21 protein-coding genes and 6 tRNA genes are annotated in these 24,116 nt (G+C 37.9%); 17 read left to right on the top strand and 10 right to left on the bottom strand.

The features are described 5' to 3' along the window. Nucleotides 1-42: 42 nt before the first annotated feature. Nucleotides 43-672 carry a TetR/AcrR family transcriptional regulator gene (locus CDOM16189_RS08360; RefSeq protein WP_170000971.1) on the bottom strand — a complete coding sequence of 210 codons (630 nt, stop codon included), beginning with the start codon at nt 670-672 and terminating at the stop codon, nt 43-45. Between the two features lie 120 nt (nt 673-792). Continuing rightward, on the bottom strand, nt 793-2,136 hold the full coding sequence (gene ccoG / locus CDOM16189_RS08355) for a cytochrome c oxidase accessory protein CcoG (protein ID WP_170000970.1): 1,344 nt from the start codon (nt 2,134-2,136) through the stop codon (nt 793-795). 158 nt (nt 2,137-2,294) lie between these two features. Here ccoG and rpsU point away from each other — a divergent pair, with 158 nt between their 5' ends. From rpsU to CDOM16189_RS08320, 7 genes are all read left to right on the top strand, one after another. Continuing rightward, nucleotides 2,295-2,507 (top strand): 30S ribosomal protein S21, encoded by a 213-nt coding sequence (gene rpsU, locus CDOM16189_RS08350; RefSeq protein WP_169976385.1) that lies wholly within the window; start codon nt 2,295-2,297, stop codon nt 2,505-2,507. 95 nt (nt 2,508-2,602) lie between these two features. Beyond that, on the top strand, nt 2,603-3,331 hold the full coding sequence (locus tag CDOM16189_RS08345; RefSeq protein ID WP_170000969.1) for a DNA-binding protein: 729 nt from the start codon (nt 2,603-2,605) through the stop codon (nt 3,329-3,331). Further along, nucleotides 3,328-3,930: a UPF0323 family lipoprotein gene (locus tag CDOM16189_RS08340; protein WP_169976381.1), complete on the top strand. Its 603-nt coding sequence runs from the start codon at nt 3,328-3,330 to the stop codon at nt 3,928-3,930. The genes CDOM16189_RS08345 and CDOM16189_RS08340 overlap by 4 nt, the downstream gene beginning before the upstream one ends. Continuing rightward, nucleotides 3,930-5,111, top strand: a complete 1,182-nt coding sequence (locus tag CDOM16189_RS08335) for a glutathionylspermidine synthase family protein (RefSeq protein ID WP_169976379.1) — start codon at nt 3,930-3,932, stop codon at nt 5,109-5,111. Before CDOM16189_RS08340 ends, CDOM16189_RS08335 begins: the two co-directional genes overlap by 1 nt. A gap of 2 nt (nt 5,112-5,113) precedes the next feature. Next, nucleotides 5,114-6,046, top strand: a complete 933-nt coding sequence (locus tag CDOM16189_RS08330) for a D-2-hydroxyacid dehydrogenase (RefSeq protein WP_169976377.1) — start codon at nt 5,114-5,116, stop codon at nt 6,044-6,046. After that, nucleotides 6,047-6,544: a YajQ family cyclic di-GMP-binding protein gene (locus CDOM16189_RS08325; RefSeq protein WP_169976375.1), complete on the top strand. Its 498-nt coding sequence runs from the start codon at nt 6,047-6,049 to the stop codon at nt 6,542-6,544. It begins immediately after the preceding gene. A gap of 70 nt (nt 6,545-6,614) precedes the next feature. Beyond that, nucleotides 6,615-7,970 carry a coproporphyrinogen III oxidase family protein gene (locus CDOM16189_RS08320; RefSeq protein WP_169976373.1) on the top strand — a complete coding sequence of 452 codons (1,356 nt, stop codon included), beginning with the start codon at nt 6,615-6,617 and terminating at the stop codon, nt 7,968-7,970. Between the two features lie 64 nt (nt 7,971-8,034). Here the strand turns inward: CDOM16189_RS08320 and CDOM16189_RS08315 are convergent, their stop codons facing one another. From CDOM16189_RS08315 to CDOM16189_RS08295, 5 genes are read right to left on the bottom strand one after another with little or no spacing between them, the layout of a single operon-like run. Further along, entirely contained in the window at nt 8,035-9,759 is a 1,725-nt protein-coding gene (locus CDOM16189_RS08315) for an AAA family ATPase (protein ID WP_169976371.1), read from the bottom strand. Next, the gene (locus CDOM16189_RS08310) at nt 9,743-11,305 is read right to left on the bottom strand and encodes a fatty acid--CoA ligase (protein ID WP_169976370.1); all 1,563 of its coding nucleotides are present in this window, start codon (nt 11,303-11,305) and stop codon (nt 9,743-9,745) included. The genes CDOM16189_RS08315 and CDOM16189_RS08310 overlap by 17 nt, the downstream gene beginning before the upstream one ends. Nucleotides 11,306-11,313: 8 nt before the next feature. Continuing rightward, the gene (locus CDOM16189_RS08305; protein WP_169976369.1) at nt 11,314-12,564 is read right to left on the bottom strand and encodes an OmpP1/FadL family transporter; all 1,251 of its coding nucleotides are present in this window, start codon (nt 12,562-12,564) and stop codon (nt 11,314-11,316) included. Between the two features lie 9 nt (nt 12,565-12,573). Continuing rightward, entirely contained in the window at nt 12,574-13,410 is an 837-nt protein-coding gene (gene nfo, locus CDOM16189_RS08300) for a deoxyribonuclease IV (RefSeq protein ID WP_169976367.1), read from the bottom strand. After that, complete coding sequence (locus tag CDOM16189_RS08295) at nt 13,407-13,886, bottom strand: hypothetical protein (protein ID WP_169976365.1); 480 nt, start codon at nt 13,884-13,886, stop codon at nt 13,407-13,409. The genes nfo and CDOM16189_RS08295 overlap by 4 nt, the downstream gene beginning before the upstream one ends. 67 nt (nt 13,887-13,953) lie before the next feature. Between CDOM16189_RS08295 and CDOM16189_RS08290 the strand changes: the two genes are divergently transcribed. The 10 genes from CDOM16189_RS08290 to CDOM16189_RS08245 all read left to right on the top strand — a co-directional run bounded on the left by CDOM16189_RS08290 (nt 13,954) and on the right by CDOM16189_RS08245 (nt 18,788). Beyond that, nucleotides 13,954-14,028 (top strand) — tRNA-Glu (locus tag CDOM16189_RS08290). A 158-nt stretch (nt 14,029-14,186) separates the two neighbouring features. After that, nucleotides 14,187-15,221, top strand: a complete 1,035-nt coding sequence (locus CDOM16189_RS08285) for a threonine aldolase family protein (RefSeq protein ID WP_169976363.1) — start codon at nt 14,187-14,189, stop codon at nt 15,219-15,221. A gap of 76 nt (nt 15,222-15,297) precedes the next feature. Next, complete coding sequence (locus tag CDOM16189_RS08280; RefSeq protein WP_169976362.1) at nt 15,298-16,023, top strand: TerC family protein; 726 nt, start codon at nt 15,298-15,300, stop codon at nt 16,021-16,023. 143 nt (nt 16,024-16,166) lie between these two features. Further along, nucleotides 16,167-17,501: an MATE family efflux transporter gene (locus CDOM16189_RS08275; RefSeq protein WP_169976360.1), complete on the top strand. Its 1,335-nt coding sequence runs from the start codon at nt 16,167-16,169 to the stop codon at nt 17,499-17,501. After that, nucleotides 17,498-18,166, top strand: coding sequence for a DNA alkylation repair protein (locus CDOM16189_RS08270; protein ID WP_169976358.1), 669 nt, complete (start codon nt 17,498-17,500; stop codon nt 18,164-18,166). The genes CDOM16189_RS08275 and CDOM16189_RS08270 overlap by 4 nt, the downstream gene beginning before the upstream one ends. 154 nt (nt 18,167-18,320) lie before the next feature. Next, nucleotides 18,321-18,398, top strand: a tRNA-Pro gene (locus CDOM16189_RS08265). A gap of 8 nt (nt 18,399-18,406) precedes the next feature. Beyond that, nucleotides 18,407-18,483, top strand: a tRNA-His gene (locus CDOM16189_RS08260). Between the two features lie 5 nt (nt 18,484-18,488). Beyond that, nucleotides 18,489-18,565 (top strand) — tRNA-Arg (locus CDOM16189_RS08255). A gap of 12 nt (nt 18,566-18,577) precedes the next feature. Then, nucleotides 18,578-18,654 (top strand) — tRNA-Arg (locus CDOM16189_RS08250). 49 nt (nt 18,655-18,703) lie between these two features. Further along, nucleotides 18,704-18,788, top strand: a tRNA-Leu gene (locus CDOM16189_RS08245). Nucleotides 18,789-20,355: 1,567 nt separating this feature from the next. On the opposite strand, the gene hydF is transcribed toward CDOM16189_RS08245, so the two are convergent. From hydF to hydG, 3 genes are read right to left on the bottom strand one after another with little or no spacing between them, the layout of a single operon-like run. After that, nucleotides 20,356-21,609, bottom strand: a complete 1,254-nt coding sequence (hydF, locus tag CDOM16189_RS08240) for a [FeFe] hydrogenase H-cluster maturation GTPase HydF (RefSeq protein ID WP_169976356.1) — start codon at nt 21,607-21,609, stop codon at nt 20,356-20,358. Then, on the bottom strand, nt 21,606-22,658 hold the full coding sequence (hydE, locus tag CDOM16189_RS08235) for a [FeFe] hydrogenase H-cluster radical SAM maturase HydE (protein WP_170000968.1): 1,053 nt from the start codon (nt 22,656-22,658) through the stop codon (nt 21,606-21,608). Before hydE ends, hydF begins: the two co-directional genes overlap by 4 nt. Further along, nucleotides 22,646-24,115 carry a [FeFe] hydrogenase H-cluster radical SAM maturase HydG gene (hydG, locus tag CDOM16189_RS08230; protein ID WP_169976352.1) on the bottom strand — a complete coding sequence of 490 codons (1,470 nt, stop codon included), beginning with the start codon at nt 24,113-24,115 and terminating at the stop codon, nt 22,646-22,648. Before hydG ends, hydE begins: the two co-directional genes overlap by 13 nt. Nucleotide 24,116 lies beyond the last annotated feature (1 nt).

Raw genomic sequence — 24,116 nt, 5'->3', positions numbered from 1 at the left:
TTTACTCTTATTTGATTTTTTTGTCAATCTTTAAGACAAAAACTATTTTGTAATACCTTTTAGAAAAATTTTAATGCATGTTTTAACATGATTTTCGCGCTCTTTTGCACTTAATACTATATCACTATTCAATAAGATAGCATGATAATGATAAGGGTTCCTTACTAGTCCGCAAAATAAAGATGCTGCTGTTTTAGGGTCTATAGACTCATCAAGCTGAGATTTTATCTCTTCTCTCTCCATAAAATTTACTAAAATTTGATTTACTCTATTTATAACTTGCTCTAAGAACATATTTCCTAAGGAGGCGTTATTTTTGTAACCTTCAATAAGCATAATTCTTGTTATTAAGGTAGTTTTTCTATCACATACAATATCAAAAAATATAGTTGCAAATTTAGTTAGGAAGTCGTCTATCTTGTGAGAAATTTTTAAATTTATCTTTTCATCTATCTCGGCGCAGAAGTTATCTAAGCTACGCTCAACAATAGCAGTAAATAGACCCTCTTTGTTATTAAAAAATTTATATACGCTTGCTAAAGATCCACCGCTCTTGTCTATAATATCACTTAAGCTGGTATTCTCATATCCTTTGTTTAAAAAAGACTCTAGAGCCACCTCTATAATCTTCTCATACCGCTCCTGACCGCGTTTAGACATTTTGACTGACATACTAAATCCTTGGTTAAATTTATTCAAAAAAGTGAATTGAATGTTATTGTAGCTCTAATAACATTAAATTTTTCTTTATGAATATATAAAATATAAAATGTAATTTTAAATTTTTATATTTTATTTGTCAGGATACACGAATATAGTTTCTCTGTTGATATTTACTCTCTCTTTATCATCTTTTGCATAAGCATTTATATTTATAGATATAGGTTTATTTCCACTCTTGTCGAAATTTATAATATTTGATGATAGCACTACCACGACCTTCTTTTTGGCTCCGGCTTTTAATACTATTTCATCTTTTGGACGGTCAATTTTAATATTTGTATCATTTACATCAAAATAATAAGCATGTTCTTTATTATCTGTATTTTGAAATAAAAATGTATATGCGTTTTCGACTCTGTTGCTTTTTGTAATTTTATATAGCTCGCTAGTGCGATTTATGTTTAGCAGCATGTACTCTTTCTTTGTGCTCATGAAGGCTAAAATCACCGCGGTAATGCCGATAACTACCATATAAGCGATAGTTCTAAATCTAAGATAATTAACCTTCTTGCCTGATTTTAGCGAGTTATCGCTCGTCCAGTCTATGAGCGTCTTTTTGCCAAGCTTGCCCATTACTTTACTGCACGCATCCACGCACTCAAGGCAGTTTATACAGTCAAGCTGCATGCCTTTTCTTATGTCTATGTGAGTAGGGCAAATTTTCACACAGGCTTCGCACCCTATGCACTCATTTTCAGGCTCCGGCGGTTTTTTCCAAAGCTTGATGTTTTTATCGTAAATTTTACCGCCGCGCCCCTCGTCATAAATAACTTGAATCGTATCATCATCAAACATAACAGATTGAATTCTCGCATATGGACAGATATATACGCAAAATTTCTCCGCTAGCCAAACCACGTCAAATATTATAAAAGCGGTTATAAAAAACCAAATTCCCATTAAAAATTTATGCTCGCCGCCGTTTTTAACGTAGCTTATAAAATCCTCAGGCGGCACAAAAAACCACAAGAAATTTGCCGCAGCCAAACAGGCTAAGACCGACCAGATCGCTACGCCTAAGAATTTTTTGAAATTTTGCCCATCTATAGGCTTTTGTTTGTTGCTTATGTTTTTGTGAAGCTTTAAAATTTTAGTCTGGATAAGATCGCGATAAATCACGCGAAATATCGTCTGCGGACAGCTCCAACCGCACCAAACCCTTCCTCCAAGCGTCGTAAGAAAAAATATAGTAAGAAAAAATATGATAAGCACAAACGGCATCAGATAAAGTTCTTGCGTATCAAAGCTGTTAAAGAGCAGGTGAAGCTGCTTTTTGTCAAAACTAAGCAGGAAAAAGTAGTTACCACCGATTCGGATAAACGGCAGTATCAGCGCGATACAGGTCAAAATCGAATAAAAAATATAGCGCTTTTTGGCGTAGTTAGACTGTGGATTATCTATTAAATTTGACATCAAAATTCCTGTTTTAAAAATGTAATATTTTAAATTTAAATTATAGAACTTTTGTAGTTAAAGCAATCTTATAATAAGCAGAAAACTAAATAAATTTTGAAATTTAAGAAAATTTAAGTATAATCGCACTCTATTTTAATCGAAAGGTGGTGAGGGTCGTGCCAGGAATCAAGGTGCATCCTAATGAGTCTTTTGACGAAGCGTATAGGAAATTTAAAAAGCAAGTCGATAGAAACCTTGTTGTAACTGAAGTTAGAGCAAGAAGATTTTTCGAGCCTATGACTGAAATTCGCAAAAAGCAAAAAATTTCAGCTCGTAAAAAAATGCTTAAACGTCTTTATATGCTTAGACGCTACGAGTCAAAACTCTAACCAAATTAAACTAACTAACTTCGTGTTAGTTAGTTTAACTTCTTTATTAGCCTAAATTTGCCATAATATCTGCATTTTTTAAGAAAAGGAAATTTATGCGTAAGTTATCCGTTAGCCAAGCCTCCGAAGTTCTAGGCATAACAAAAGAGGCGATCTATAACAGGATAAGACGAAAAAGCTTAAAATCAATCGATGAAAAAGGCGTTAAATACGTCTTAATAGAAGACGATGCAGCGACTAACGAGCCACAAACAAAAGCTAAAACAACCAAAACAAACGCTAAAAAAATTGTTAGTGAAAATTCAAGCGAAACCAGCGAAGAGCGAAGTGAATTTATCAAATTTTTACTAACACAGCTTGAAGAGCTAAAAGAGCAAAATAGAAATTTGCAAGACGATAAGGAGCGTTTGCACGCGCAAAAAGAGCAAATTTTAATCGCTAATAAAGATGAAATAGCTGAAATTTACAAAGAGCGTGACGAAAAATTTAGATATTTTTTGCAGATGCTTGAGCGTCCGCTTTTAGCAAGACAAAACGGCGAATATATCCGTCCGATCGATGTCGAATTTGACGAAGGTCATGAGACAACCCAGAATGAAGAAAAGGCTAAATTTGATAACGAAGTAAAAGATGAGCCAAAGGTCAAAAAATGGCTTAGCTTAAGCGAGTTTTTAAAGGGTTTAAATTTAAAAAACAAAAAGATAAAAAAGATACAAAAACTGATCATTAAAAGTATCGGCAAGTCAAAATTTATCAAATTTAAAGACGGCGTGATATGGGTAAGAAATGAAAAATCAATAAAACAGATAGTAGGTGAAGTATGAAAAGAATCAAAAAAATTGCAACTTATGCCGCTGTAGGCGGATTTGGCGCGGTAGTTATGGCAGGTCTTGCGGGATGTAGCGGAGGCGGAGAGGATCAAAGCGTAGTGCAAGAAGCAGCGCAAGCTCAAGGAGCTTTCGTCATCATAGAAGAGACTGCGCCTGGCTCTTACAAAGTGCTTGAAGAGTATCCAAGCAGCGAAACCAGAGTCGTGCTAAAGCAGCTTGACGGCAAGGAGCGCGTGCTAACAAAAGAGGAGATGGATAAGCTAATCGCCGAAGAAAACGCTAAGATAGATAACGGCACTTCAAATTTGACAAAACCTGATGCACAGCTTAGTAGCGGCGGGCTTAGTCTTGGCGAGACATTGCTAGCTTCGGCTGCGGGCGCTATTTTAGGAAGCTGGATAGGTAGCAAGCTGTTTAATAATCAAGGTTTCCAAAGCCATCGTCAAACAGCTTATAAAAATCCTTCGACTTACTCAAGAAGCGTTGATAGCTTTAATAAAGCTAAAGCTACAAGCTCTGCAGGCAAGCCTGCTGGCGGTAAGAGCGGATTTTTCGGTAGCGGAAGCAAAACTAATCAATCGGTAGGTGGATGATGTTAAATTTAAAAAAAGTCAAGCCTTTAGATAAGGCGTTTTTGGAAAATATCGGCTTTGCTTGGCATACCGATAGCGACGATAGCTCATATATCGCAGATGAGCTTGTAGAAGTTAGTGAGCAAGAGGCGGAAGCCTACTACGACGCGGCAAATGAGCTATATGATATGTTTGTAACCGCCGGACAGCACATAATAGATAATAACCTCTATCACGAGGTTGGCATACCTTTTAATCTTGTTGATATGGTAAAAGAAAGCTGGGAAAACGAAGTTCACTGGCATCTTTACGGGCGTTTTGATTTAGCTGGCGGACTTAACGGAAAGCCTATAAAGCTCATTGAATTTAACGCCGATACGCCGACTGCGATATTTGAAACGGCGATTATCCAATGGGCGATTTTGAAATTTAACGGCATGGACGAGAGCTCGCAGTTTAACGATCTTTACGAAGCCTTAAAGGAAAATTTCAAGCGTCTCGTAACTCTTAGTGAGGATACAAGCGAGTTTAACAAGCTTTATGAAGGCTGGAAAATTTTGTTTAGCTCTATTGCCGGCAGTGTTGAGGATGAACAGAGCGTAAAACTGCTTGAGTATATCGCTAAAGAGGCTGGGTTTCATACGAATTTTGCCTATGTTGATGAGGTTGAATTTAACGACGAAGAGGGCATCTTCAAAGGCGGTGAAAATTATGAATACTGGTTTAAGCTTGTTCCTTGGGAAGATATTGCCGTGCAGGAGGGCGAACTTGCATTAATTCTTAAAAATATAATGGCAAATCAAAGAGCCATTATCTTAAATCCTGCTTATACGCTGATGTTTCAGAGCAAGGGAATTTTAAAAATTCTTTGGGAGCTTTACCCAAATCATCCACTTTTACTTGAGGCTTCAGACAAACCGTTAGTAGGTAAAAAATGTGTTAAAAAGCCTATATTTGGGCGTGAAGGAGCAAACGTTAGCATTATAGAAGCTGACGGAAGCGTTAGTGTTAGCAGTGATGGCGAATACGAGAAAAACAGAGCCGTGTATCAAGAATTTTACGAATTTAACAAAGACGAAAGAGGTGATAGTTATCAGGCGGGAGTCTTTTTTGCTTATGAGGCTTGCGCGCTTGGATATAGAAAAGGCGGAGAAATTTTAAACAACGCTTCTAAATTCGTAGGACATTACATAAAGGGTTAAACATGAAAATAGTCTGCCTTGACGCTTCAACTTTAGGAAGTGACGTTAGCCTTGATGTTTTTGCTAAATTTGGCGAGTTTGTAAGCTATGATAAGACGAGTAAGAGTCAAACCATAGAGCGTTTAAAGGGTGCTGATGTCGTGATAACTAACAAGGTTATAATCGACCGCGATGTTATGGATGCAACTAATTTAAAGCTTATTTGCATAAGTGCAACCGGCATGAATAACGTTGATCTAGACTATGCAAAAGCTAAAAATATAGCCGTTAAAAACGTCGCAGGCTACTCGACTAACAGTGTTGCGCAGCATACTTTTGCTTGTTTGTTAGCGTTAGTAAATCGCATTAAATTTTATGATGATTATGTGCAAAGCGGCGAGTGGGTAAAGAGCGAAATTTTTACGAATTTAGATAGATCTATTGGCGAGATAAGCGGTAAGAATTTCGGCATCATCGGACTTGGCGAGATAGGAAGAAGCGTAGCTAGGATAGCTGCGGCCTTTGGCGCAAACGTTAGCTATTACTCAACAAGCGGAGTAAACGATAACGCCGAGTTTAAAAGGCAAAATTTAGATGAGCTTTTAAAGAGCTGCGATATCGTAAGCATACACGCTCCTCTTAATGAAAAAACACGAAATTTAATCTCTTCTAAAGAGCTAAATTTGATGAAAGAGGGCGCAGTGCTTATGAACTTTGGACGCGGCGGGATAGTTGATGAAAGCGCACTTGCTAAGGCGATCGATGAGCGAAATTTGATGGCTTGCGTAGATGTGCTTGAAAGCGAGCCGATGAGGCAAAATCACCCGCTTTTAAATATCAAAAACAAAGAAAATTTGATAATCACGCCACATGTCGCCTGGGCGAGCAAAGAGGCGCGTGAAAAGCTCATAAATTTGATAGTAAAAAATATAGAAAATTTTATAAAGGAGAGTTAAATGGCTACCGAACATAGCTTTGATATAAGTGCGCAAGTTGATCTGATGGAGGTTAAAAACGCTCTTGAAACAGCGAAAAAAGAGGTTGCCGCAAGATATGATTTTAAGGGTATCGCTGCTGAGATCGAGCTAAACGAAAAGGATAAATTCATCACTCTTCTTAGCACAAGCGATAATAAAATCGACGCTTTAAAAGATATCGTTATCTCAAAGCTTATCAAGCGAAATATCCCGCCTGTAGCGGTTAGTGAAAGCAAGCGAGAAAGCGCAAGCGGAAGCAATATAAAAGCCACTCTTAAGCTAAACGATACGCTTGATAGCGAAAATTCAAAAAAGATCACAAAAGCTATAAAAGACGCAAAACTAAAAGTAAATGCAACAATTAGAGGCGAAGAGGTGAGGGTCGCAGGCAAATCGATCGATGATCTGCAAGAGTGCATAAGGATCGTTAAAGCTTTAAATCTTGAATTACCACTTAGTTTTAGAAATTTAAAATAATTATAATACTTTTTTTGGTAAATTTACGACTATCTATATATAAAGATTGTTTTATAAAAAGGAATTAATTATGGGTTTTAAGAATATTATAGAAAAATTTGCAGTTAATTACGCTCATAATTCTATGCAAAAGTCCCTTTATAACGGGCTAAATATAAATATTTTAGATAATAAATTTAACAAAATTCCAAAGCCTGACACTGAGTATATGCTGTACGCGCACGTGCCGTTTTGTCACACGTTTTGTCCTTATTGCTCATTTCACAAGTATCATTACGAACAAGAGCTTGCGGTGCATTATTTTGCGAATTTGCGCGAAGAGATGAGGCAGGTTAAGGAGGCCGGATTTAACTTTACCTCGATGTATGTCGGTGGCGGAACCACGCTTATAAACGAGCCTGAGCTTGAAAAGACACTTGTACTTGCAAAAGAGCTTTTTGATATCAAAGATATATCGTGCGAGAGCGATCCAAACCACATCGATCCTGAAAATTTAAAGAGATTTCAAGGGCTTATCGACCGCTTAAGTGTCGGTGTGCAAAGCTTTAGCGATGACATCTTAAAAAAAGTTGCCAGATATGATCGCTTCGGTTCAAGCGAGCATCTTCAAGAAAAGCTAAGAAAAGCTATGGGCGTGCTGCCTACGATAAGCCTTGATCTTATTTTTAACCTGCCAAATCAGACTAGAGAGCAGCTTTTACATGATGTAAAAATCGCAAAATCAATCGCTCCTGAGCAGATAACTTTCTATCCGCTTATGAAGTCTCCGCTTACGCGTGACGCGATAGCTCGCTCACTTGGCGTGGATGATAGCGATAACGAGCGCGAGTTTTATGAGCTCATTTGCGAAAATTTCAGCGACTATCACCAAAGTAACGCCTGGGCGTTTGGTCGCGATAACGCAAATTTGCGCGATGAATATGTAGGAAGCCACCATGAGTATCTTGGAATCGGAAGCGGTGCGTTTAGCTTCTTAAATGGAGAGCTTCTTATAAACGCGTTTAACTTGCTTGATTACGGAAGGATAGTGAAAAACCATGAGAGCCCCGTCATCGCAAAATGCAGCTTTACTAAAAAAGATCGCCTGAAATACATCTTCTTAACCGAGCTTTTTGACGGCGGAGTTGATATAATCAAATACAACGAATTTAACCGTACAAACATCCACAAAGAGCTCTTTGTCGAGCTAAATTTGCTTAAGCTTGTAAATGCTATCTATGAAGAAAACGGAGTAATTAAACCTACGTTTTTCGGTAAGTATATCTGTCTTGTTTTGATGCGAGATTTTTATGCGGGTATGGATAAGGTTAGAGCGATATTTAAGGATGATGCAAAGATTAAGCGAAGCAAAAAACTACGCATAATGGAAGAAAATACCGAGCCAAATTTCGATAACTCAGTCATCTCGCCAAAGGCTGCGGTTTAATAAAACTACATAAAATCAAGCGAATTTTGCTTGATTTTATTTTTTTGTATTTGAAAATATTAGTTTAAAACCCTACTTTTTTCTCTTCGTCAAAGGCGCTTGAAATTTCGCGTTTTATCTCGTTTTCAAAATCCTTAAGAGTAAAAATTCCATCATCTCTAATGGCAACTTTAAGAGCCGTGTTTTTAAGCACAAGCATGATTTGCGCGCCGCTTAAGTCAAATTTGGCAAGCTCTTTTATGTCAAATCCATCTTCAAAGCTCGCATTTTCAGGCATTACTTTTCGCCAAATCGCAAGGCGTGCCGCAAAATCCGGCTTTTTAAACTCTATTTTATAGTCAAATCTTCTTGAAAACGCGCTATCAAGGCTCTGCAAGAAATTCGTCGTAGCGATTAAGACGCCTTCAAATTTCTCAATCTGCTCTAAAAATATATTTTGCATTTGATTGTGCATCTTATCAGCCCCGCTTGAACTCTCAGTCCTTGTGCTTAAGAACTGATCAGCCTCGTTTAGAAGCAGCACTGGCTCGCTCTTGCTCTTAGCGCAAATTTCCTTATACGTATCAAAAATTTTACGAACGTTTTGTTCGCTTTCACCCACGTATTTGCTTAAAATTTTAGAGCAGTCAAAGCTTAAAACCATCTTTTTAAGACTCTTTGCTAGTCCTATGGCGCTCATCGTTTTGCCTGTTCCCGCAGCTCCGTAAAAGATGATCTTAACGTCTATGGCGCGGCGAGATTTAATCCCCCAGCTTGAAAGACGCGTTAAGACTTTTTTATCAACTTGCTTTAAAATCGCATCCATTAGCTCTTTTGTTTTATCGTTTAGCACCACATCATCGATACTTGTCGCAGGCTCGATCAGCTCGAAAATTTCTTGCTCTTTAACTATGCTTGCGAGCTCAAGCTTCTTGCTCTTTTTCTCGTTTTTTGGATGCATTATGCGCTGCAAAATGTCATCGTTTATAAAAAAGCTTCGTGTTATGTTGCCTATCGTGCTTAGCACTTCATCGTAATCAATCAGTCCGCTTTCAATAAGCCTTGAGCCGTCATCTAAAAGCGAGCGGTTTTTAGCTCTTTGAAACTCATCGCCGCCCAAAATGCTAGTAAGCGCATTTAGATCGCGGGAGCTATCAAATTCGCCAGCGTACTCCTCTTTTAAAAGCGCTAAAAATATAATTTGCTCCTTTTCATCAAGCGAATTTTCTTTAAAAATTTGCTCAACCACAAGGATGATTTTAGTTAAATTCAGGCGTTTTTTTATAGTTTCGTTAAGAGTTTGTATCTCTTTTTCAAGTCTATTTTTAGCCTCATTTGAGCTGTTTGGATCAAAAAGAGCAAATCTAGCATAAAGTTCAATACGCAAAAACTGATCTTTAAGATACTCCAAATGATCCTCATACGCCGTAATCTCAGGCATTTTGATACTAACATCGCCGTTTTCTAAAATTTTTAAAAACGCTGCAGAGAGTGAAATTTCCGTGTGTAGTAAAGTGAGTAAATTTGATTGATTTGGCTTGGTTTCGGCAGTTTTAAATATGCTAAAACTTTGATTTATCCAGCCGTTATCGATCAAAGACCTAATGTCTGTTAAGTGATCTAAAAATTTATACTTTTCCTCGCCAAAAATCGCTTTAAGCACGTCATAAACGCTACTTTGAGCATTGCCGTCTATGTAGGCTCTGCTTAGAAATTGAAGGATTTTAGCCTCGTTTTCATTGCAGTTTATGAGCGCGCTTAAATTTGAGTCTTTGGCGTTTGAGCCGATAAATTCAAGAAGATATTTCACTTAATTCGCCCTTTGCGATCTGATCTTTTAGCACGCGTTTTAGCACCTTGCCTGTCGCGTTTTTAGGCAGCTCTTTAACCACATGGATATGTTTTGGAATTTTAAAATTCGCTAGATGCTTTTTAAGATGAGCTCTGATACTCTTTTCGTCTATACTCATTTCATCTTTAAACTGAATAAACGCGATAACCTCTTCATCAGCGTGTGCGTCGCGTATGCCCACAACTGCCGCAGCTTCGATAGCTTCGAGTTTAAAGAGCACCTCTTCGATCTCTCTAGGATAGATGTTTATGCCTTTTGAGATGATTAGATCTTTTTTGCGATCAACGATAAATAGATATCCTTCCTCATCAACCTTGCCAAGATCGCCCGTCCTTAGCCAGCCGTTCATTATCGTTTCGTCCGTTGCGTCAGGCATATTTAAGTATCCTTGCATGACACAATCGCCCTTTACGATGATCTCGCCAACTTCACCGGTAGCAACTTCCATCATCTCGTCATTTACGATCTTTATCTCATATCCCGGCAGAGGAAGCCCCACGCTTGCTATCTTTTGCTTGTTGCTTGGATTTATCGCGACTGCTGGCGAACACTCGCTAAGACCATATCCTTCAAGCAGCTTAGCGCGCGGAAATTTCTTTTTAAAGTCGATTATGGTTTGCTCTGCAAGTGGAGCTGCACCGCTGATAAAGAGCCTTACGCAGTTAAACCACTTGAAATACCATGGAATTTTTGCCTTACCTATAGCTGTATATATCGCAGGAACCCCTAAAAATACTGTAACTCTTTTTAAAAGAGCTTGTTTTAAAACATTCGAGAATGGAAAAACAGACTTTATCAGTATAAGCGAACTTGCCGTAAATACAGGTAAAAGAACCATAACGGTGAGAGTAAAACTATGAAACATAGGTAAAAAGACTATAAATCTATCTTTTTTGTTGATATCAAAGCACTTTGTAGCGCCGATTATATTTGAAAATACGTTTTTATAGCTTAGCATCGCACCTTTTGGCTTGCCCGTTGTGCCTGAAGTGTAGATGATATGCGCTAGATCGGTTAATACGGGTTGTTTTATCAGATCTAGCTCTATTTTGCAGCTAAGGGCTGTTATAAAGCTTATGTTTGATTCGTTGTATTTACCAAATTCACCTATCCAGATGATTTTTTCTAAATTTGTTCTGCTTTCAAGCCCCTTAATCTCTTTTGATAAATTTGAGGAGGCGAATAAAATTTTCGCCCCGCAATCGTTTAAGATATACTCAAATTCCTCATGTTTTAAGAATGTATTTATTGGTACTGCGACAGCACCTATGGCAGATATTGCAAAGTAGCTTATTAGAAATTCTTCCGAATTTGAGACTATCATCGCTACCTTATCGCCAAATTTTACTCCGATACTTTGTAGATATGCTGCGACTCTGTCGATGCTAAATTTAAGCTGACTATAGGTAGTTTTATACCCCTCGCCATAAATTACCACACCTTTTGGATTTTTCTTGCAAGATTCATTAAGCATCTCGTAAAAATTTTGATAAACATAACTCATTTTATACCTTAAAATTTATATTTTATACCTAAATTTATAGCTTGAGCATTTCCTCTTTCAAAGGTTCCATTTGGATAGTTAGGATTGCCGCTATAGTATTTCACATCTCGTTTTTTTCTATCTTGATAGAAGTAGCTCATGCCAAGCTCTAAATCCTCGCTAAATTTGTAGTTAAAGCCTGTTCCATATGCAACGGCCTTTGTATCAGGTAAATCAAAGCTGGTTGTGCTACTTAAAGAGGCCGCCTCATCAAATATGATAGAGCCCATGATTCTTAGTTTTTGAGTTGCATTATGAGCTATACCAAAGCGATATGTATTTGTATCTTTCCAATTTCTAGCTTTTGGCTCATCAAAGGCTTTAAAAAATGGATTTGAGTAATTTGATGCACCAGCATTAGGATAGTCGAAATTTAGCTCTTTCCAAGCTGACCAGTAAGTTTTCTCATAAGCAAACATAAGGGTTGTATCTTTGATCTCATATGAAATGGCCAAATTTAAAGATGCTGGAAGCGGAACGTTTAATTTAGCCTTGCCATTATAAGAGCCATCAGGAAATGCTCCTAGAGGATGAGCAGGCGCTTTGATATCGGTATCTCCCTTTAGTTTCATATCAACCTTTGAGCGATATGTGGCTGCTAGGCTTAAATTTTCGATAGGTTTATATGTCAAAGCTATGTTGTATCCAAAATTTACGCCATCACCTTTGATATCTTGGTCTGCTTTAAGAGGAGAGTTTATATCCTGAATGGCCTCTCCTTTTGTATATATTGCTCTTAATCCAAAACCTATAGCCAGATTATCTGTAATTCTATAAGCGGCGCTAGGATTTAGCTCCATTACCTTTAGATCAAATTTCTTTGAAGTTGCCTTAGGTAGATCCTCGTCCCATCTCATCGACATTCCTGCAGGTACAACTAAAGATATACCAAATTTCCAGTTCGCAATATATTCAGGCGATACGAAATGAAATGTCGGAAGAAGGGCTTTTGATTTTCTTGATTTGTATTTTTTGCCGTCGTAGTGAGTGTATTTGACGTTATCTAGCTGCAAATATGAAAACGAGCTTTCAAACTGATGTCTAGGATCATCTAAAAACAACATGTTCGCAGGGTTAAAATAGGCCGCATCAGGACCAAAGCTCGTTGCAATGTTCGAGTTTAAAAGTGCTACACTATCGCTACTTTGCTCAGGTAGTTTAAACCCAGCACCGTTTAAAAGGCTACAAGCCGCCAAAGAAAACAATAAATATTTTTTCATATAGCTCTCCTATTCTATAAAATTTCTTAAAATTTTTATCTCATCCGCCCAGATACTCTCGTCAATCGTCTCAAGTATGAGCGGGATATTGTCTGTGCGTTTGTCTTTTATAATGTTTTCAAATGTTCTTAGCTCCAAAAAACCTTTTCCAAGGCTCTCGTGCCTATCTTTTTTGGATGCTAGCCCAAATTTTGTGTCATTTAAATGCATCGCGCTTAGATATTTTACGCCTATTATTTGGTCAAATTCATTCATAACCTTTTCGTAGCTATCTTTTATATCATAACCAGCAGAAAAAGTGTGGCAGGTATCAAGGCAGACTCCAATTCTATTCTTATCGAAGCATTTTTTAATTAGATATGCGATGTGTTCAAATTTAAAGCCCAGATTACTTCCTTGTCCTGCAGTATTTTCTATCACAAGCTTTACATTTTGGCTATTTTCAAGCAAAAAATTTATAGATTCGGCTATGTTGTCTAGACACTGTTCGGTTGAAATCTCTTTTAGATGTGAGCCAGGGTGAAAATTTATCATTTTTAGACCAAGCTCTTCTACTCTATTAATTTCATCTAAAAAGGCATCTATTGAAATTTGACGCTTTTCACTATCAAAATGACCTAAATTTATCAAATAACTATTGTGAGGTAAGACATGCTCTGGTGAAATTTGAGCTAATTTCAGATTTTCTTTAAATTTTGAGATATTTTCGTCTGTTAGCGGCTTGGCGCTCCATTGACGTTGATTTTTAACAAAGAGTGCAAAGGCGTTTGCGCCTATTTGCATCGCATTTAGCGGAGCGTTCTCGACTCCGCCACTCGCACTTACATGTGCACCAATATATTTCATTCAAGCTCTTTTATTATTATTTTTATTCTATTTTTTGCATCATTAAAACGGATGTTCTTATTGCAAACTTCATATTGTATTGAATATTTACTTAGATTTTGGCTAAATCCGCACTCATTTGTTACTAAATTTTGCCCATTATATATAGGTTGTCTCTCTAAAATCTCTCTAAAAAACTCATCGTAATGCTCGTTTAGGAAAAATATTTTATTAAAATCTTTTTTTTCATAGCAGACGGCGCTTATGCAAATTTGCTCGGAAATTTTTATATTTGCTAAATTTACTGCAGAGCTGTAAATTTGTAAATTTAGAGAATTTGAGGTTTTATGAAGAAAACCTACATCATTTATTTTTATAATGGGAGATAGAATTGTTATAGCAAAAGTGTTTGAAACCTTGCTGATTTGAAGGTTAGCGCAGCCTGAAAATATAAATAATATTAAAAATATATATGTGATTTTTAAAAATTTGTTCATCAAGTACTTTCTATTAAGCTAATTTTAAATATTTCTTAGATAAAATTGCACTTCCGCTTAATTTAGTGGCCCATTCGTCTAGCGGTTAGGACATCGCCCTTTCACGGCGGTAACACGAGTTCGAGTCTCGTATGGGTCACCACTTCTAATCTCTATCTTTAGAAAAACAAAATTGTATCTTTAAACTACTTAATAGATAATTATTTTTATAAGTCAGATTGATAGTAATATTTATTCTGCAAATTCTATTCCGATTTTTATTGTATAATCTTGTTTTTAAAAAAATATCAAAGAGAGTAAATGACATATTTTCAATGCGATTATGCAAGCGGGGCTCATCCTAAAATCATCCAAAATTTAGTTGCGACAAATAACGATCAATGTCTAGGATATGGCAGTGATAAATATTGTGAAAGAGCAATAGAAAAGATCAAAGATGCTTGTCAAAAACCTGATGCAGATGTACATTTTTTGGTTGGAGGTACTCAGACAAACTCTATAGTTATAGCCTCTATTTTACGTCCTCATCAGGGCGTAATTTCTGCAGATAGTGGTCATATAGCCGTCCATGAAGCTGGAGCCATAGAAGCTGGCGGACATAAGGTCTTGATTTTACCTTCAATTGATGGAAAAATAACGGCCGAGCAGGTTAAAGAGTGCTGTGAACTACATCAAAAAGATCCTGTAAGACATCATACGGTTCAGCCTGGAATGGTATATATCTCATTTCCTACCGAGATTGGCACGCTTTATTCAAAGCAAGAGCTTAAAGATCTTAGTAGCGTTTGCAAAAGCTTAAACTTACCACTTTTTATAGATGGCGCCAGGCTTGGATATGGGATAATGAGCGAATTTTGTGATCTAAATTTAGCAGATATTGCTGAGTTTTGCGACATTTTTTATATCGGAGGCACCAAGTGCGGAACTCTTTTTGGAGAAGCTGTGGTGATTACAAACAACACTCTTAAAAAAGATTTTAGGTATATAATGAAACAGCGTGGTGCGCTTTTGGCTAAAGGTAGGATGCTTGGAATCCAGTTTGATGCGCTATTTACGGATAATCTTTACTTTGAAATTTGTAAAAATGCCGTTTCTTACGCGCTTAAAATTAGAAAAGCCTTTGAGGATAAAGGTGTGGAGGTTATGTCAAATTCTCAAACTAATCAGCAGTTTTTCGCGCTTAGTGATGAATGGCTTGAAAAACTAAGTCAAAAGTATGTATTTCAGTTTATTTATAAAATGACTGACGGGCGAAATTTTATCAGGGTTTGTACTAGCTGGTCGACCAAAAAAGAAGAGGTTGAAGCACTCGTAGCCGATATAAAGGCGCTTTGATTAAAAGCAAAATTTCATAAAACTAACAACTAAATTGTTATATAATCAGCCAAATTTTAATAAAAGGAAAAAATAAATGTTTGAATGGATGAGCTCTCCTGAGGCGTGGCTATCGCTTATTACCCTTACGTCACTTGAAATAGTCTTGGGAATTGACAACATCATTTTTATAGCGATTTTGGTTGGCAAGCTTCCGCCTCATCAGCGAGACAAAGCCCGTATAATGGGACTTGCCTTTGCGATGATTACGCGGATATTGCTGCTGCTTTCGCTATTTTGGATTATGAAGCTTACAAAGCCGCTATTTACCGTGTTTGATTTTACGATTACGGGGCGGGATTTGGTGCTAATTTTAGGAGGACTTTTCCTTATCGCAAAATCCACTCTTGAGATCCACTCAAACGTAACCGGCGAACATCACGAGCAAAAGACGCCTAAAGCGGCTGGATTTTGGATCATCATCACCGAAATCGCCATTCTTGACATCGTATTTTCGCTTGATAGCGTTATCACAGCGGTTGGTATGGCCGATCACATCGAGATCATGATACTTGCGGTTATGATCGCAGTTGGCGTGATGATGTTTGCTTCCAAGGCGATATCAAATTTCGTGGACAACAACCCTACGATCAAAATTCTCGCCCTTGCCTTCCTTATCCTTATCGGATTTGCGCTTGTTGGCGAAGGTCTTGGCTTGCACGTGCCTAAGGCTTACATCTACTTTGCGATGGGCTTTTCTCTCTCTGTTGAGCTTCTTAATATCTACGCAAGAAAGAAAGCTCGCCAGATAGAAAACCACTGATAAATTTACTCTTTTGGCTGCTTTGCGGTCAAAAGAGTTTCTTAAATTTAAGCTAGTTAAGCGCAAATTTACTTTCTTTTTACGGCAGCGCCAATTTTATCATTCGCTTAAATTTCAAGCCAAATTTGTGATAGAATTCAGTCATGAATTTAACCAAAGACCCCATTAGACCGCTTATCATCACTCTAGCTACGCCGGCCGGGCTTGCTATGATGTTTAACACCCTTTATAACGTCACGGGCACTTACTTTGCCTCTACCATCTCAACTACTGCGGTTGCAGGCATGTCGATGAGCTTTTTGCTTTATCTTAGCGTCGTTGGTATCGGGCTTGGCTTTGGCTCTGCGCTTACTGCGCTCATTGGAAATTCACTCGGGCAAAAAAGAGAATTTCTAGCTAAAATTTACGCTCAAAAAGGCGTTGCTTTTGTACTTCTTTTTGCTATCTCGATGGGAATTTTAGGTTATATTATCACTCCGAAACTGCTCATTTTCTTGGGCGCAAACGATGAGTTTTTAGGCGAAGCGCTTGAGTATATAAGGGTGATTTTTTTGGCTTCTCCTTTTTTCTTGGCGATTAAGGGATTAAACGGAGTTTTGGTAGCACTTGGCGATACGAAAACGCTTAGAAATTGGCTTTTTGTCGGCCTTTTTATAAACGCTCTTTTTTGTTACGTCTATCTTTACATCTTTGATCTTGGAGTTGGCGGCATAGCGCTTGCAACCGCTAGCGTGCAGCTTTTAGGCACTCTTTATCTATCTAAAAAAGTTCGCGATACGGGTATGATTGATTTTAAAAATTTGACTATGTTTTTGCCTGACTGGCGAATTTACTCTAAAATTTTAAAACAAGCCGTGCCTGCTTGCCTAAACTATCTTTCGATGTCTTTTGGCGGGCTTATCTTGCTTAAATTTATAAGCCACTACGGCACAAACGCAGTCGCAGGATACGGTATTGCGCTTAGGATCGAGCAGATCGTGGCGCTTCCTACTGTGGGTATCGCTGCGGCAGTCCTTAGCATCATCTCGCGAAATTTTGGCGCCAAAGAGTATGGGCGCGTGATAGAGTGCTACAAAAGCGCGCTTAAAATTTTGCTTTATTTCTGCCTTTTTGCTTGTGCTTTTTGCGTGTTTTGCGGCACTTATATCATCTCACTTTTTGACGCAAATCCGGAGGTTATCAGCGCAGGACAAAGCTATCTACTCATAAATTCCTTTGCTTTTTTGGGATATGCGATCATAAACATCTCAGGCAGCGCGCTACAAGCGATAAAGCAGCCTATCATGGCGTTTGTGCTAAATGCCATGCGGCTTATCTTACTTCAAATTTGCATATTTTCGTTCGTGGTTTATGTGCTAAAAGGAGTGCTTGTGGATATTTGGGTCGGCATGTTTTTCAACGTATATTTTACAGCCGGATGCTTTTTGGTCTATATGTATTTTAAGCTCAAAAAGCTACCAAGAAGGGATAGGTTATGAATCTTAAAGAAAAATTGCTTGAAATTTTGCTAGCGCATAGCGAGGAGAAATTTAGGATTTTTTCGCAAAAGTTAATAACTCAGCCTGAAATTTTAGGCGTTAGAACGCCTACTCTTAAACGGGTAGCAAAGCAAATTGCGCAAGAAGTAAGCTTAGATGAAATTCGTCTTTTTGAGCCTGTTTTTCATGAAGAATTTGCTATCAAGGCGTTTTTGATTATCGATATAAAAGATGATGAGAGTAAATTTAAGCTAGCAAGCGAATTTGTAAAAACTATGCCAAATTGGGCGATCTGTGATCAGTTTGATGCGATAAAATTCAAAGATAGCAGATTTATAAATTTGCTTCTTTTGCAGTGTCTTAGCTCAAATTTGGAGTATGAAAAGCGCTTTTTTTATGTTTATTATATGAGAAATTTAGAGGCGTTTGAGCTTAATAAATTTTTTGAAATTTGCTTAAACGAAAAAGATGATAGATACTATGTGAAAATGGCTATGGCGTGGGCTTTAGCTGAAATTTTTATCAAATTTAAAGAGTCTGTTTTAAATTTACTTGAGAGTAAAAGGCTTGATAAATTTGTGCAAAACAAGACTATTTCAAAGATAAGAGACAGCTTTCGCGTTGAAAAAAGCATAAAAGATGAGCTTGTAAAGCTTAGAATTTGATTTGGTGAATTTTGTTAGCTTAGTTAAATTTGGTCGTTTTTAAGTGTTAAATAAAGATATCTTGCTAAAAAATAAATTTTAATCTAAAATTTATTGACATTGAACTAGATTTTGGTTAAAATGCGCTTTTTCAATGAAGTAGGTACACATACTTCGGGGTGTAGCGCAGTCTGGTTAGCGCACTTGGTTTGGGACCAAGGGGCCGAAGGTTCGAATCCTTTCACCCCGACCATCTATGTGGTGAGTGTAGCTCAGTCGGTTAGAGCATCAGATTGTGGTCCTGAGGGTCGTGGGTTCAATTCCCATCACTCACCCCACTTTGGCGCTCGTAGCTCAATTGGATAGAGCGACAGACTTCGGATCTGTAGGTTATGGGTTCGACTCCTATCGGGCGCGCCACTTTGTTGTTATGCGCTCATAGCTCAGCTGGATAGAGCAACGGCCTTCTAAGCCGTAGGTCAGAGGTTCGAATCCTCTTGGGCGTACCATTTGGTTTATTTAAGATTTTTTAGATAAACTTTCATTCTTTATACACGTGCGGATGTGGTGAAATTGGCAGACACGCCAGACTTAGGATCTGGTGCCTCACGGCGTGAAGGTTCAAGTCCTTTCATCCGCACCATTTTTAACTTTTTTCCCTTTTAAAATCCCCTAAAATACGAGCTTTTGACAACCTCTTAAGGTTAGAAAAATATCAAAAGTGTAAGCCATGTGTAACAAAGTGCTTAAAAGTGCCTATTTTAGGGCATTTATGAGATACTATACGGACTAATTCATCTAATCCATTTTATAAAAAAGCCCTAAAATACGGTATTTAATAAGCCAAAAGTGTAAAAAGTAAGTGTAACAAAAAAAGCCCTATATTTTTAAAGCTTACTTATAGCTATTTGGCATAAAAAATAATAATTAAACATTTTTTAAGCTTAGAAATTGATATAATAAATCGTTGTTATTTAGTTCTACAAAATATTAATTAAAAAGTTTAAGAATACACCAAAAAACAAAAATAGTTATGAAATTGCACTTTTCAATACAAATTTTTTACAAAATGTCGTTTTTTAGGGTTTTTGCGTTCTTTTCGCTCTTTGTGCTTTTCACTTTTCAAGCATTTTTAGCCGTTTAAGCTTTGTGAAACTTAAAGCACGTTTCACAACTTCAAAAAATGCCAAATTTTTATAATTTTTCTTAAGGTTTTAATCAAAAAATGATTAATTTTTTAGTTTTCTTAATTTAAGGTTTGAAATGCTTTTGAGCTGAAAATATATTTTACTTTTTGATTGCTTTGCTGTCTTGTGTATAAAATTTGCTCTTTTTTGATACACAAATATTTTGAATATTAAAATTTATATACTATGAATTGAGTTAAATTTGCTTGATTTTATTCACCCTTGCACTGAATAAATATTTTAATTGCTCTACCTCGTTGAGGTTTTTAAAAATAGTTTAAAGCCCGCTTAAAGCGTGTTTAAAAGATATATTTTGAAATGATTTTTTTCAATTCCAACATTTTTAAACCCTCTTTTAAATCTCAATTCCGACATTTTTAAAGGCGGATTGTAATTAAAATTTATCCGTTTTTTTGTGCGTTTTTTTCGGCTTGTGTTGATAAAATTGTCTAATGCTTGTTTTGAGTTAAAGCGGTCTTGTAGCCCTTTGCGGTTTAGTGTTCTGCCGTCTGTAAATGCTTTAAGTTGATATATCAGGTGGTTATCATCGGTAAGCCCTCTAGCGTGTAATCTGTGCGCTATTTTATCGGCTGTTTCTATGCTCTGCGGCAGCTCGTTTTTAATACTTACGTAAAAAGTCTTATCGGTTAAGCTGTCGTATAGTCTTGCTTCGCCACTTGTTCTACGCTTATAAACCGGTTAGCAAAATTAAAGAAACCCTGCTTAATAGCATAATAAAATATCGTTGCGCCAAGCTGTAATATATTGCCTATAGTTGCGTTTGCATATCCTGCGCCTATAAGCTCCTTTTGTAGCTCTATAACATCATCTTTTTTAATCGATACTAAAGGCTTATAGCCTATTGTGTCTCTTAGATGTCTGTTAAATTTACTCCTGCGCTATTATTTCGCCTGCTATTGCTCTACTATCAAAAATACTTGTCTGCAATATCGTTTAGCGTTGTCTTGTGCTGTTTTTTAGCGACAATAGGTATCTTTAAATCATCGCCTAGCCTAAGTTTGGCTAGTATTTAGGCTCGCTTGTTGTAGCAATATACCTCGTTAAATCCGTCCCTATCGCTCCCGATTGTAGATTGTTTTGAAAAATTTCAGTCACTCTATCAAGCACACCCTGGCAAAGCGAGATGATAATGCCGTAGTTTGTTATAGGCACTATGGCGCGATAGGCCTTTTGCATGCGGTTTTTCATCATGGTTTTGTTTATCATGCAGCCTCCGCAGTGGATAATGAGCGCAAATTCGTCTAAATTCGCAGGATAATCCTTGCCGTTTGTGTAGCTAAACTCAAGCTTTTTGCCGCTAAATTTGCTAAGCATTTTTGGGATCTTAACCCTTGCTATGTCACCATCTTTTGCGTTGTGAGTGCAGGCTTCGGCTATTAAAATTTTATCGTTATCCTTTAGGCTTTTGGCTCGCTCAGAGCCTTTTATAAATTCGCTCAAATCACCCTTTAGTCTTGACATCAGGATAGAAAAAGTAGTGATTTTTGCCTCTTTTGGAGCTGTTTTTACGACTTCTAAGACGCATTGTGAGTCGCACACTATCAAATTTGGCTTAAACATCTGCGCGGTTTTTGACACATCCGCGCTACTTGAGACGCAAACGTAAGCCTTGCCGTCTAAAATTTGCCTTATGGCTTGCACTTGAGGCAGTATGAGCCTGCCTTTAGGAGCTTCATCATCAATCGGCGTTATAAGCAAGACAATGTCATTAGGATTTAAAATTCCGCTAAAAAGATCGTCAGTATCTTTTGAAATTTGCTTTGAAATTTCGGCTAAATTTTCATAAATTAGCTCTAAATTAAGACTCGTTTTGGCAGAAGTTTTGACAAATTTAAATGGCTTTATCAAATTTAAAAACTTGTCCTTTGACTCTTTGAGGTCGCACTTATTTACAAGCACCAAAAAAGGCTTGTTCAGGCTTTTAAATTTAGCAATAAGCTCGCTTTCAAATTTGCCAAATTCGTTATTTTCCACGACCAAAAGGGCTATATCGATATTTTCTATCGTCTCGTTTGTCTTTAAAACTCTTTGCTTGCCAAGTTCGCCCACATCGTCAACGCCCGCCGTATCAAATAGCGTAGCGGCGCCAAGTCCGTGTATCTCGATACTTTTTTGCACCGTGTCGGTCGTAGTTCCCGCCACATCGGATACTATAGAGGCGCTTTGATTGCTTAGCATGTTCATAATGCTTGATTTGCCGACGTTTCGCCTGCCGAAAATCCCTATGGCCGTGCGCATCGATTTTGGAGTGTTCACAGCCCTTGCCTTTGGTTAAAATGCACGCTGTTGCCGTTTGTAAGCGAAATTTTATCTCCTATCAAGGCAAGCATATCATCAAACCTATCATAAATTTCCGCCACGCTTTCTTTTAGACAAAATTTATTCGGATAGAGCCTGTATAGATCGTGATATCTGCCTTGCGTGATTGAAGGCATGATGACGTTTGCACCGCTTCTTAAAGCCATTTTGCGTCCTTCGTTTGGATCAAGCGTCTCAATAGCGGTCGTGGCGGGGATATTTATCTCAGGCAAGAGCAGTCTTGTTAGAGCGTTTGCTTTTAGAGCAAGCTTTATCTCGCCTGCTTTTGAGTGCTCAAGTGGCGTGTTTGTAGCAGGTATAAAAGGCCCTATGCCTATCATGTCAAAGTCGTGTTTCTTTAAAAACATCAGATCTCTTGCTAGGATTTTAGCGCTGCTTCCCGGCAAGCCCACAAGCAAGCCGCTTCCTGTCTCGTAGCCTAAAATTCGCAAATTTTCTAAGCACTTAATGCGGTTTTTTAGGCTCATGTTGGGATGAAGGGCTTTATAAAGAGCTTGATTGGTAGTTTCTATGCGAAGCAGGTATCTATCTGCACCCGCTTCTTTGTAGGCTTTATACTGCTCAAAGCTCTTTTCGCCAAAGCTAAGCGTGATCTGAACGCCAAATTTCTTTATCTCGCGTATGATCTTGCAAATTTCATCATCTTTAAAGGCACTACTTTCGCCTGATTGCATTACGATAGTTTTATATCCGCTGATGGCGGCTTCTTTAGCGCAAGATACTACCTCATCTGCGCTCATCTTGTAGCGTTTTAGACTTTTGTTTTTGCTTCTAAGACCGCAGTAAAAGCACTTTTTAGCGCAGATATTTGAGATCTCTATAAGAGCTTTTAGATGTACCTCTTGTTTTACAAATTTTTGTCTAACTCTGTTTGCCGCCTCGAAAAGATACTCGCAGTTGTCATTGTCAGCAATGATCTTTTCAAGCCCGTAAAGCGAAGTGGTATGGGTTGCTTCAAGCTCGTTTATAAATTTTATAGATGACAATCTCTTGCGCCTTTTTCCATATCGCTTATCAAATTTCTAACTTTTTGCGCAACGCTAGGCAAATTTTCCTCAAGCTCACTAAGATACTTTGGAATGATCACGTTTTCGCCAAGCTCTCTTGCTTCGGTTGAGCCGTAGTCTAGCAAATACTCCTTAAGCGTTAAGATCGCATTTGGCAAGCAAAGATACTTGATCTTGGCGTTTTTTGCATAAGGCATGAAGTGATCACCCGTGCGACCCTCGCGGTAGCAGGATGTGCAAAAGCTTGGGATCTTATCCTTTTTCATCACGTTTAGCACGAATTCGTCGATACAGCGGTGATCCCCGATTTTAAATTGCTGATTGTCAAGCTCGTCTTTGATATTTTTCTTAGAATACCCGCCTATGCCTATGTTTGTGCCTGCGTCCATTTGAGAAATCCCGCACTTTCTTATCGCCTCATCTCTTACGGACGGCTCTTCTCTAGCCGTTAGGATAGTGCCTGTAAACGGACACATCAGGCGAATGATCGCAATAGCTCTTAAAAACTCATCATCACTTAGCGCATAAGGCATGTCGTTTGCGCCGGCTGAGGTCTTTTTGATACGAGGGAAAGATATAGTATGCGGACCTATGCCAAAGTATTTTTCTAAACTCATGGCATGATAAAGCAAGCCTAAAATCTCAAATTTATAGTCATAAAGTCCCAAAAGTGCGCCTATAGCCACATCATCAAGCCCTGCTTTAAGAGCTCTATGAAGCGCAAAAACGCGCCAGTCGTAAATGCCTTTTAGCGTATTTTTAGGGTGGTATTTGGCGTAAGTTTCTCTGTGATAGGTCTCTTGAAATACCTGAAATGTGCCTATGCCTTCAGCCTTAACTACCTTATATTCGTCTTCAAAAAGAGGAGCGGCGTTTATGTTTACTCTACGGATACTGAGGTTGTTTTTTCTAACGCCGTAAATTTCTCTTACCGTCTTTGCGATATAGTTATAATCACTCTTTGGATGCTCGCCGTAAACCGCTATAAGACGCTTTTGTCCCATATCAAGCAGGCTTTCTATCTCGCCTTTTAGTTCGTCGTCTTTTAAAATTTTCTTTTTCGTAGCGGTGTTTGAAGCGGCAAATCCGCAGTATTTGCAGTTATTCACGCACGGACTTGAGATATAAAGAGGCGAGAAAAGCACCATTCTGTTACCGTAAACTTCCTCTTTGACCTCCGTTGCGGCTTCAAAAATTTCATCCCAAATTTCATCGTGAGAGTTATTTAAAAGCACCGCCGTTTCGTAAGGAGTTAGCATGGTGCCTTTTATAGCGTTTTCTTTAGCCTTTTTGATGACGGCTCTAACTTCATCTTTGCTTGCGTTTTTGGTTTGAGATAGAATTTCTTCTATCTCGTTTTCATTAATGAAATCTTCGTATTCGTGCTTGCTAACCCATTTTAGAATTTGTTCGTATCGTTCATCTGTCCACGACATA

The organism is Campylobacter sp. RM16189 (assembly GCF_012978815.1).
Taxonomy (GTDB): Bacteria; Campylobacterota; Campylobacteria; order Campylobacterales; family Campylobacteraceae; genus Campylobacter_A.
The sequence above is the reverse complement of the archived record's forward strand: the minus strand, read 5'-3'. Positions and strand labels throughout refer to the sequence as shown.

Coding starts and splice junctions, on each gene's coding strand:
- hydG (WP_169976352.1), bottom strand. CDS start 24,115: ATGTCGTGGACAGATGAACGATACGAACAAATTCTAAAATGGGTTAGC.
- CDOM16189_RS08330 (WP_169976377.1), top strand. CDS start 5,114: ATGAAAATAGTCTGCCTTGACGCTTCAACTTTAGGAAGTGACGTTAGC.
- CDOM16189_RS08340 (WP_169976381.1), top strand. CDS start 3,328: ATGAAAAGAATCAAAAAAATTGCAACTTATGCCGCTGTAGGCGGATTT.
- nfo (WP_169976367.1), bottom strand. CDS start 13,410: ATGAAATATATTGGTGCACATGTAAGTGCGAGTGGCGGAGTCGAGAAC.
- CDOM16189_RS08305 (WP_169976369.1), bottom strand. CDS start 12,564: ATGAAAAAATATTTATTGTTTTCTTTGGCGGCTTGTAGCCTTTTAAAC.
- CDOM16189_RS08345 (WP_170000969.1), top strand. CDS start 2,603: ATGCGTAAGTTATCCGTTAGCCAAGCCTCCGAAGTTCTAGGCATAACA.
- ccoG (WP_170000970.1), bottom strand. CDS start 2,136: ATGTCAAATTTAATAGATAATCCACAGTCTAACTACGCCAAAAAGCGC.
- CDOM16189_RS08270 (WP_169976358.1), top strand. CDS start 17,498: ATGAATCTTAAAGAAAAATTGCTTGAAATTTTGCTAGCGCATAGCGAG.
- CDOM16189_RS08310 (WP_169976370.1), bottom strand. CDS start 11,305: ATGAGTTATGTTTATCAAAATTTTTACGAGATGCTTAATGAATCTTGC.
- CDOM16189_RS08285 (WP_169976363.1), top strand. CDS start 14,187: ATGACATATTTTCAATGCGATTATGCAAGCGGGGCTCATCCTAAAATC.
- CDOM16189_RS08280 (WP_169976362.1), top strand. CDS start 15,298: ATGTTTGAATGGATGAGCTCTCCTGAGGCGTGGCTATCGCTTATTACC.
- CDOM16189_RS08320 (WP_169976373.1), top strand. CDS start 6,615: ATGGGTTTTAAGAATATTATAGAAAAATTTGCAGTTAATTACGCTCAT.
- CDOM16189_RS08275 (WP_169976360.1), top strand. CDS start 16,167: ATGAATTTAACCAAAGACCCCATTAGACCGCTTATCATCACTCTAGCT.
- CDOM16189_RS08360 (WP_170000971.1), bottom strand. CDS start 672: ATGTCAGTCAAAATGTCTAAACGCGGTCAGGAGCGGTATGAGAAGATT.
- CDOM16189_RS08335 (WP_169976379.1), top strand. CDS start 3,930: ATGTTAAATTTAAAAAAAGTCAAGCCTTTAGATAAGGCGTTTTTGGAA.
- CDOM16189_RS08295 (WP_169976365.1), bottom strand. CDS start 13,886: ATGAACAAATTTTTAAAAATCACATATATATTTTTAATATTATTTATA.
- CDOM16189_RS08325 (WP_169976375.1), top strand. CDS start 6,047: ATGGCTACCGAACATAGCTTTGATATAAGTGCGCAAGTTGATCTGATG.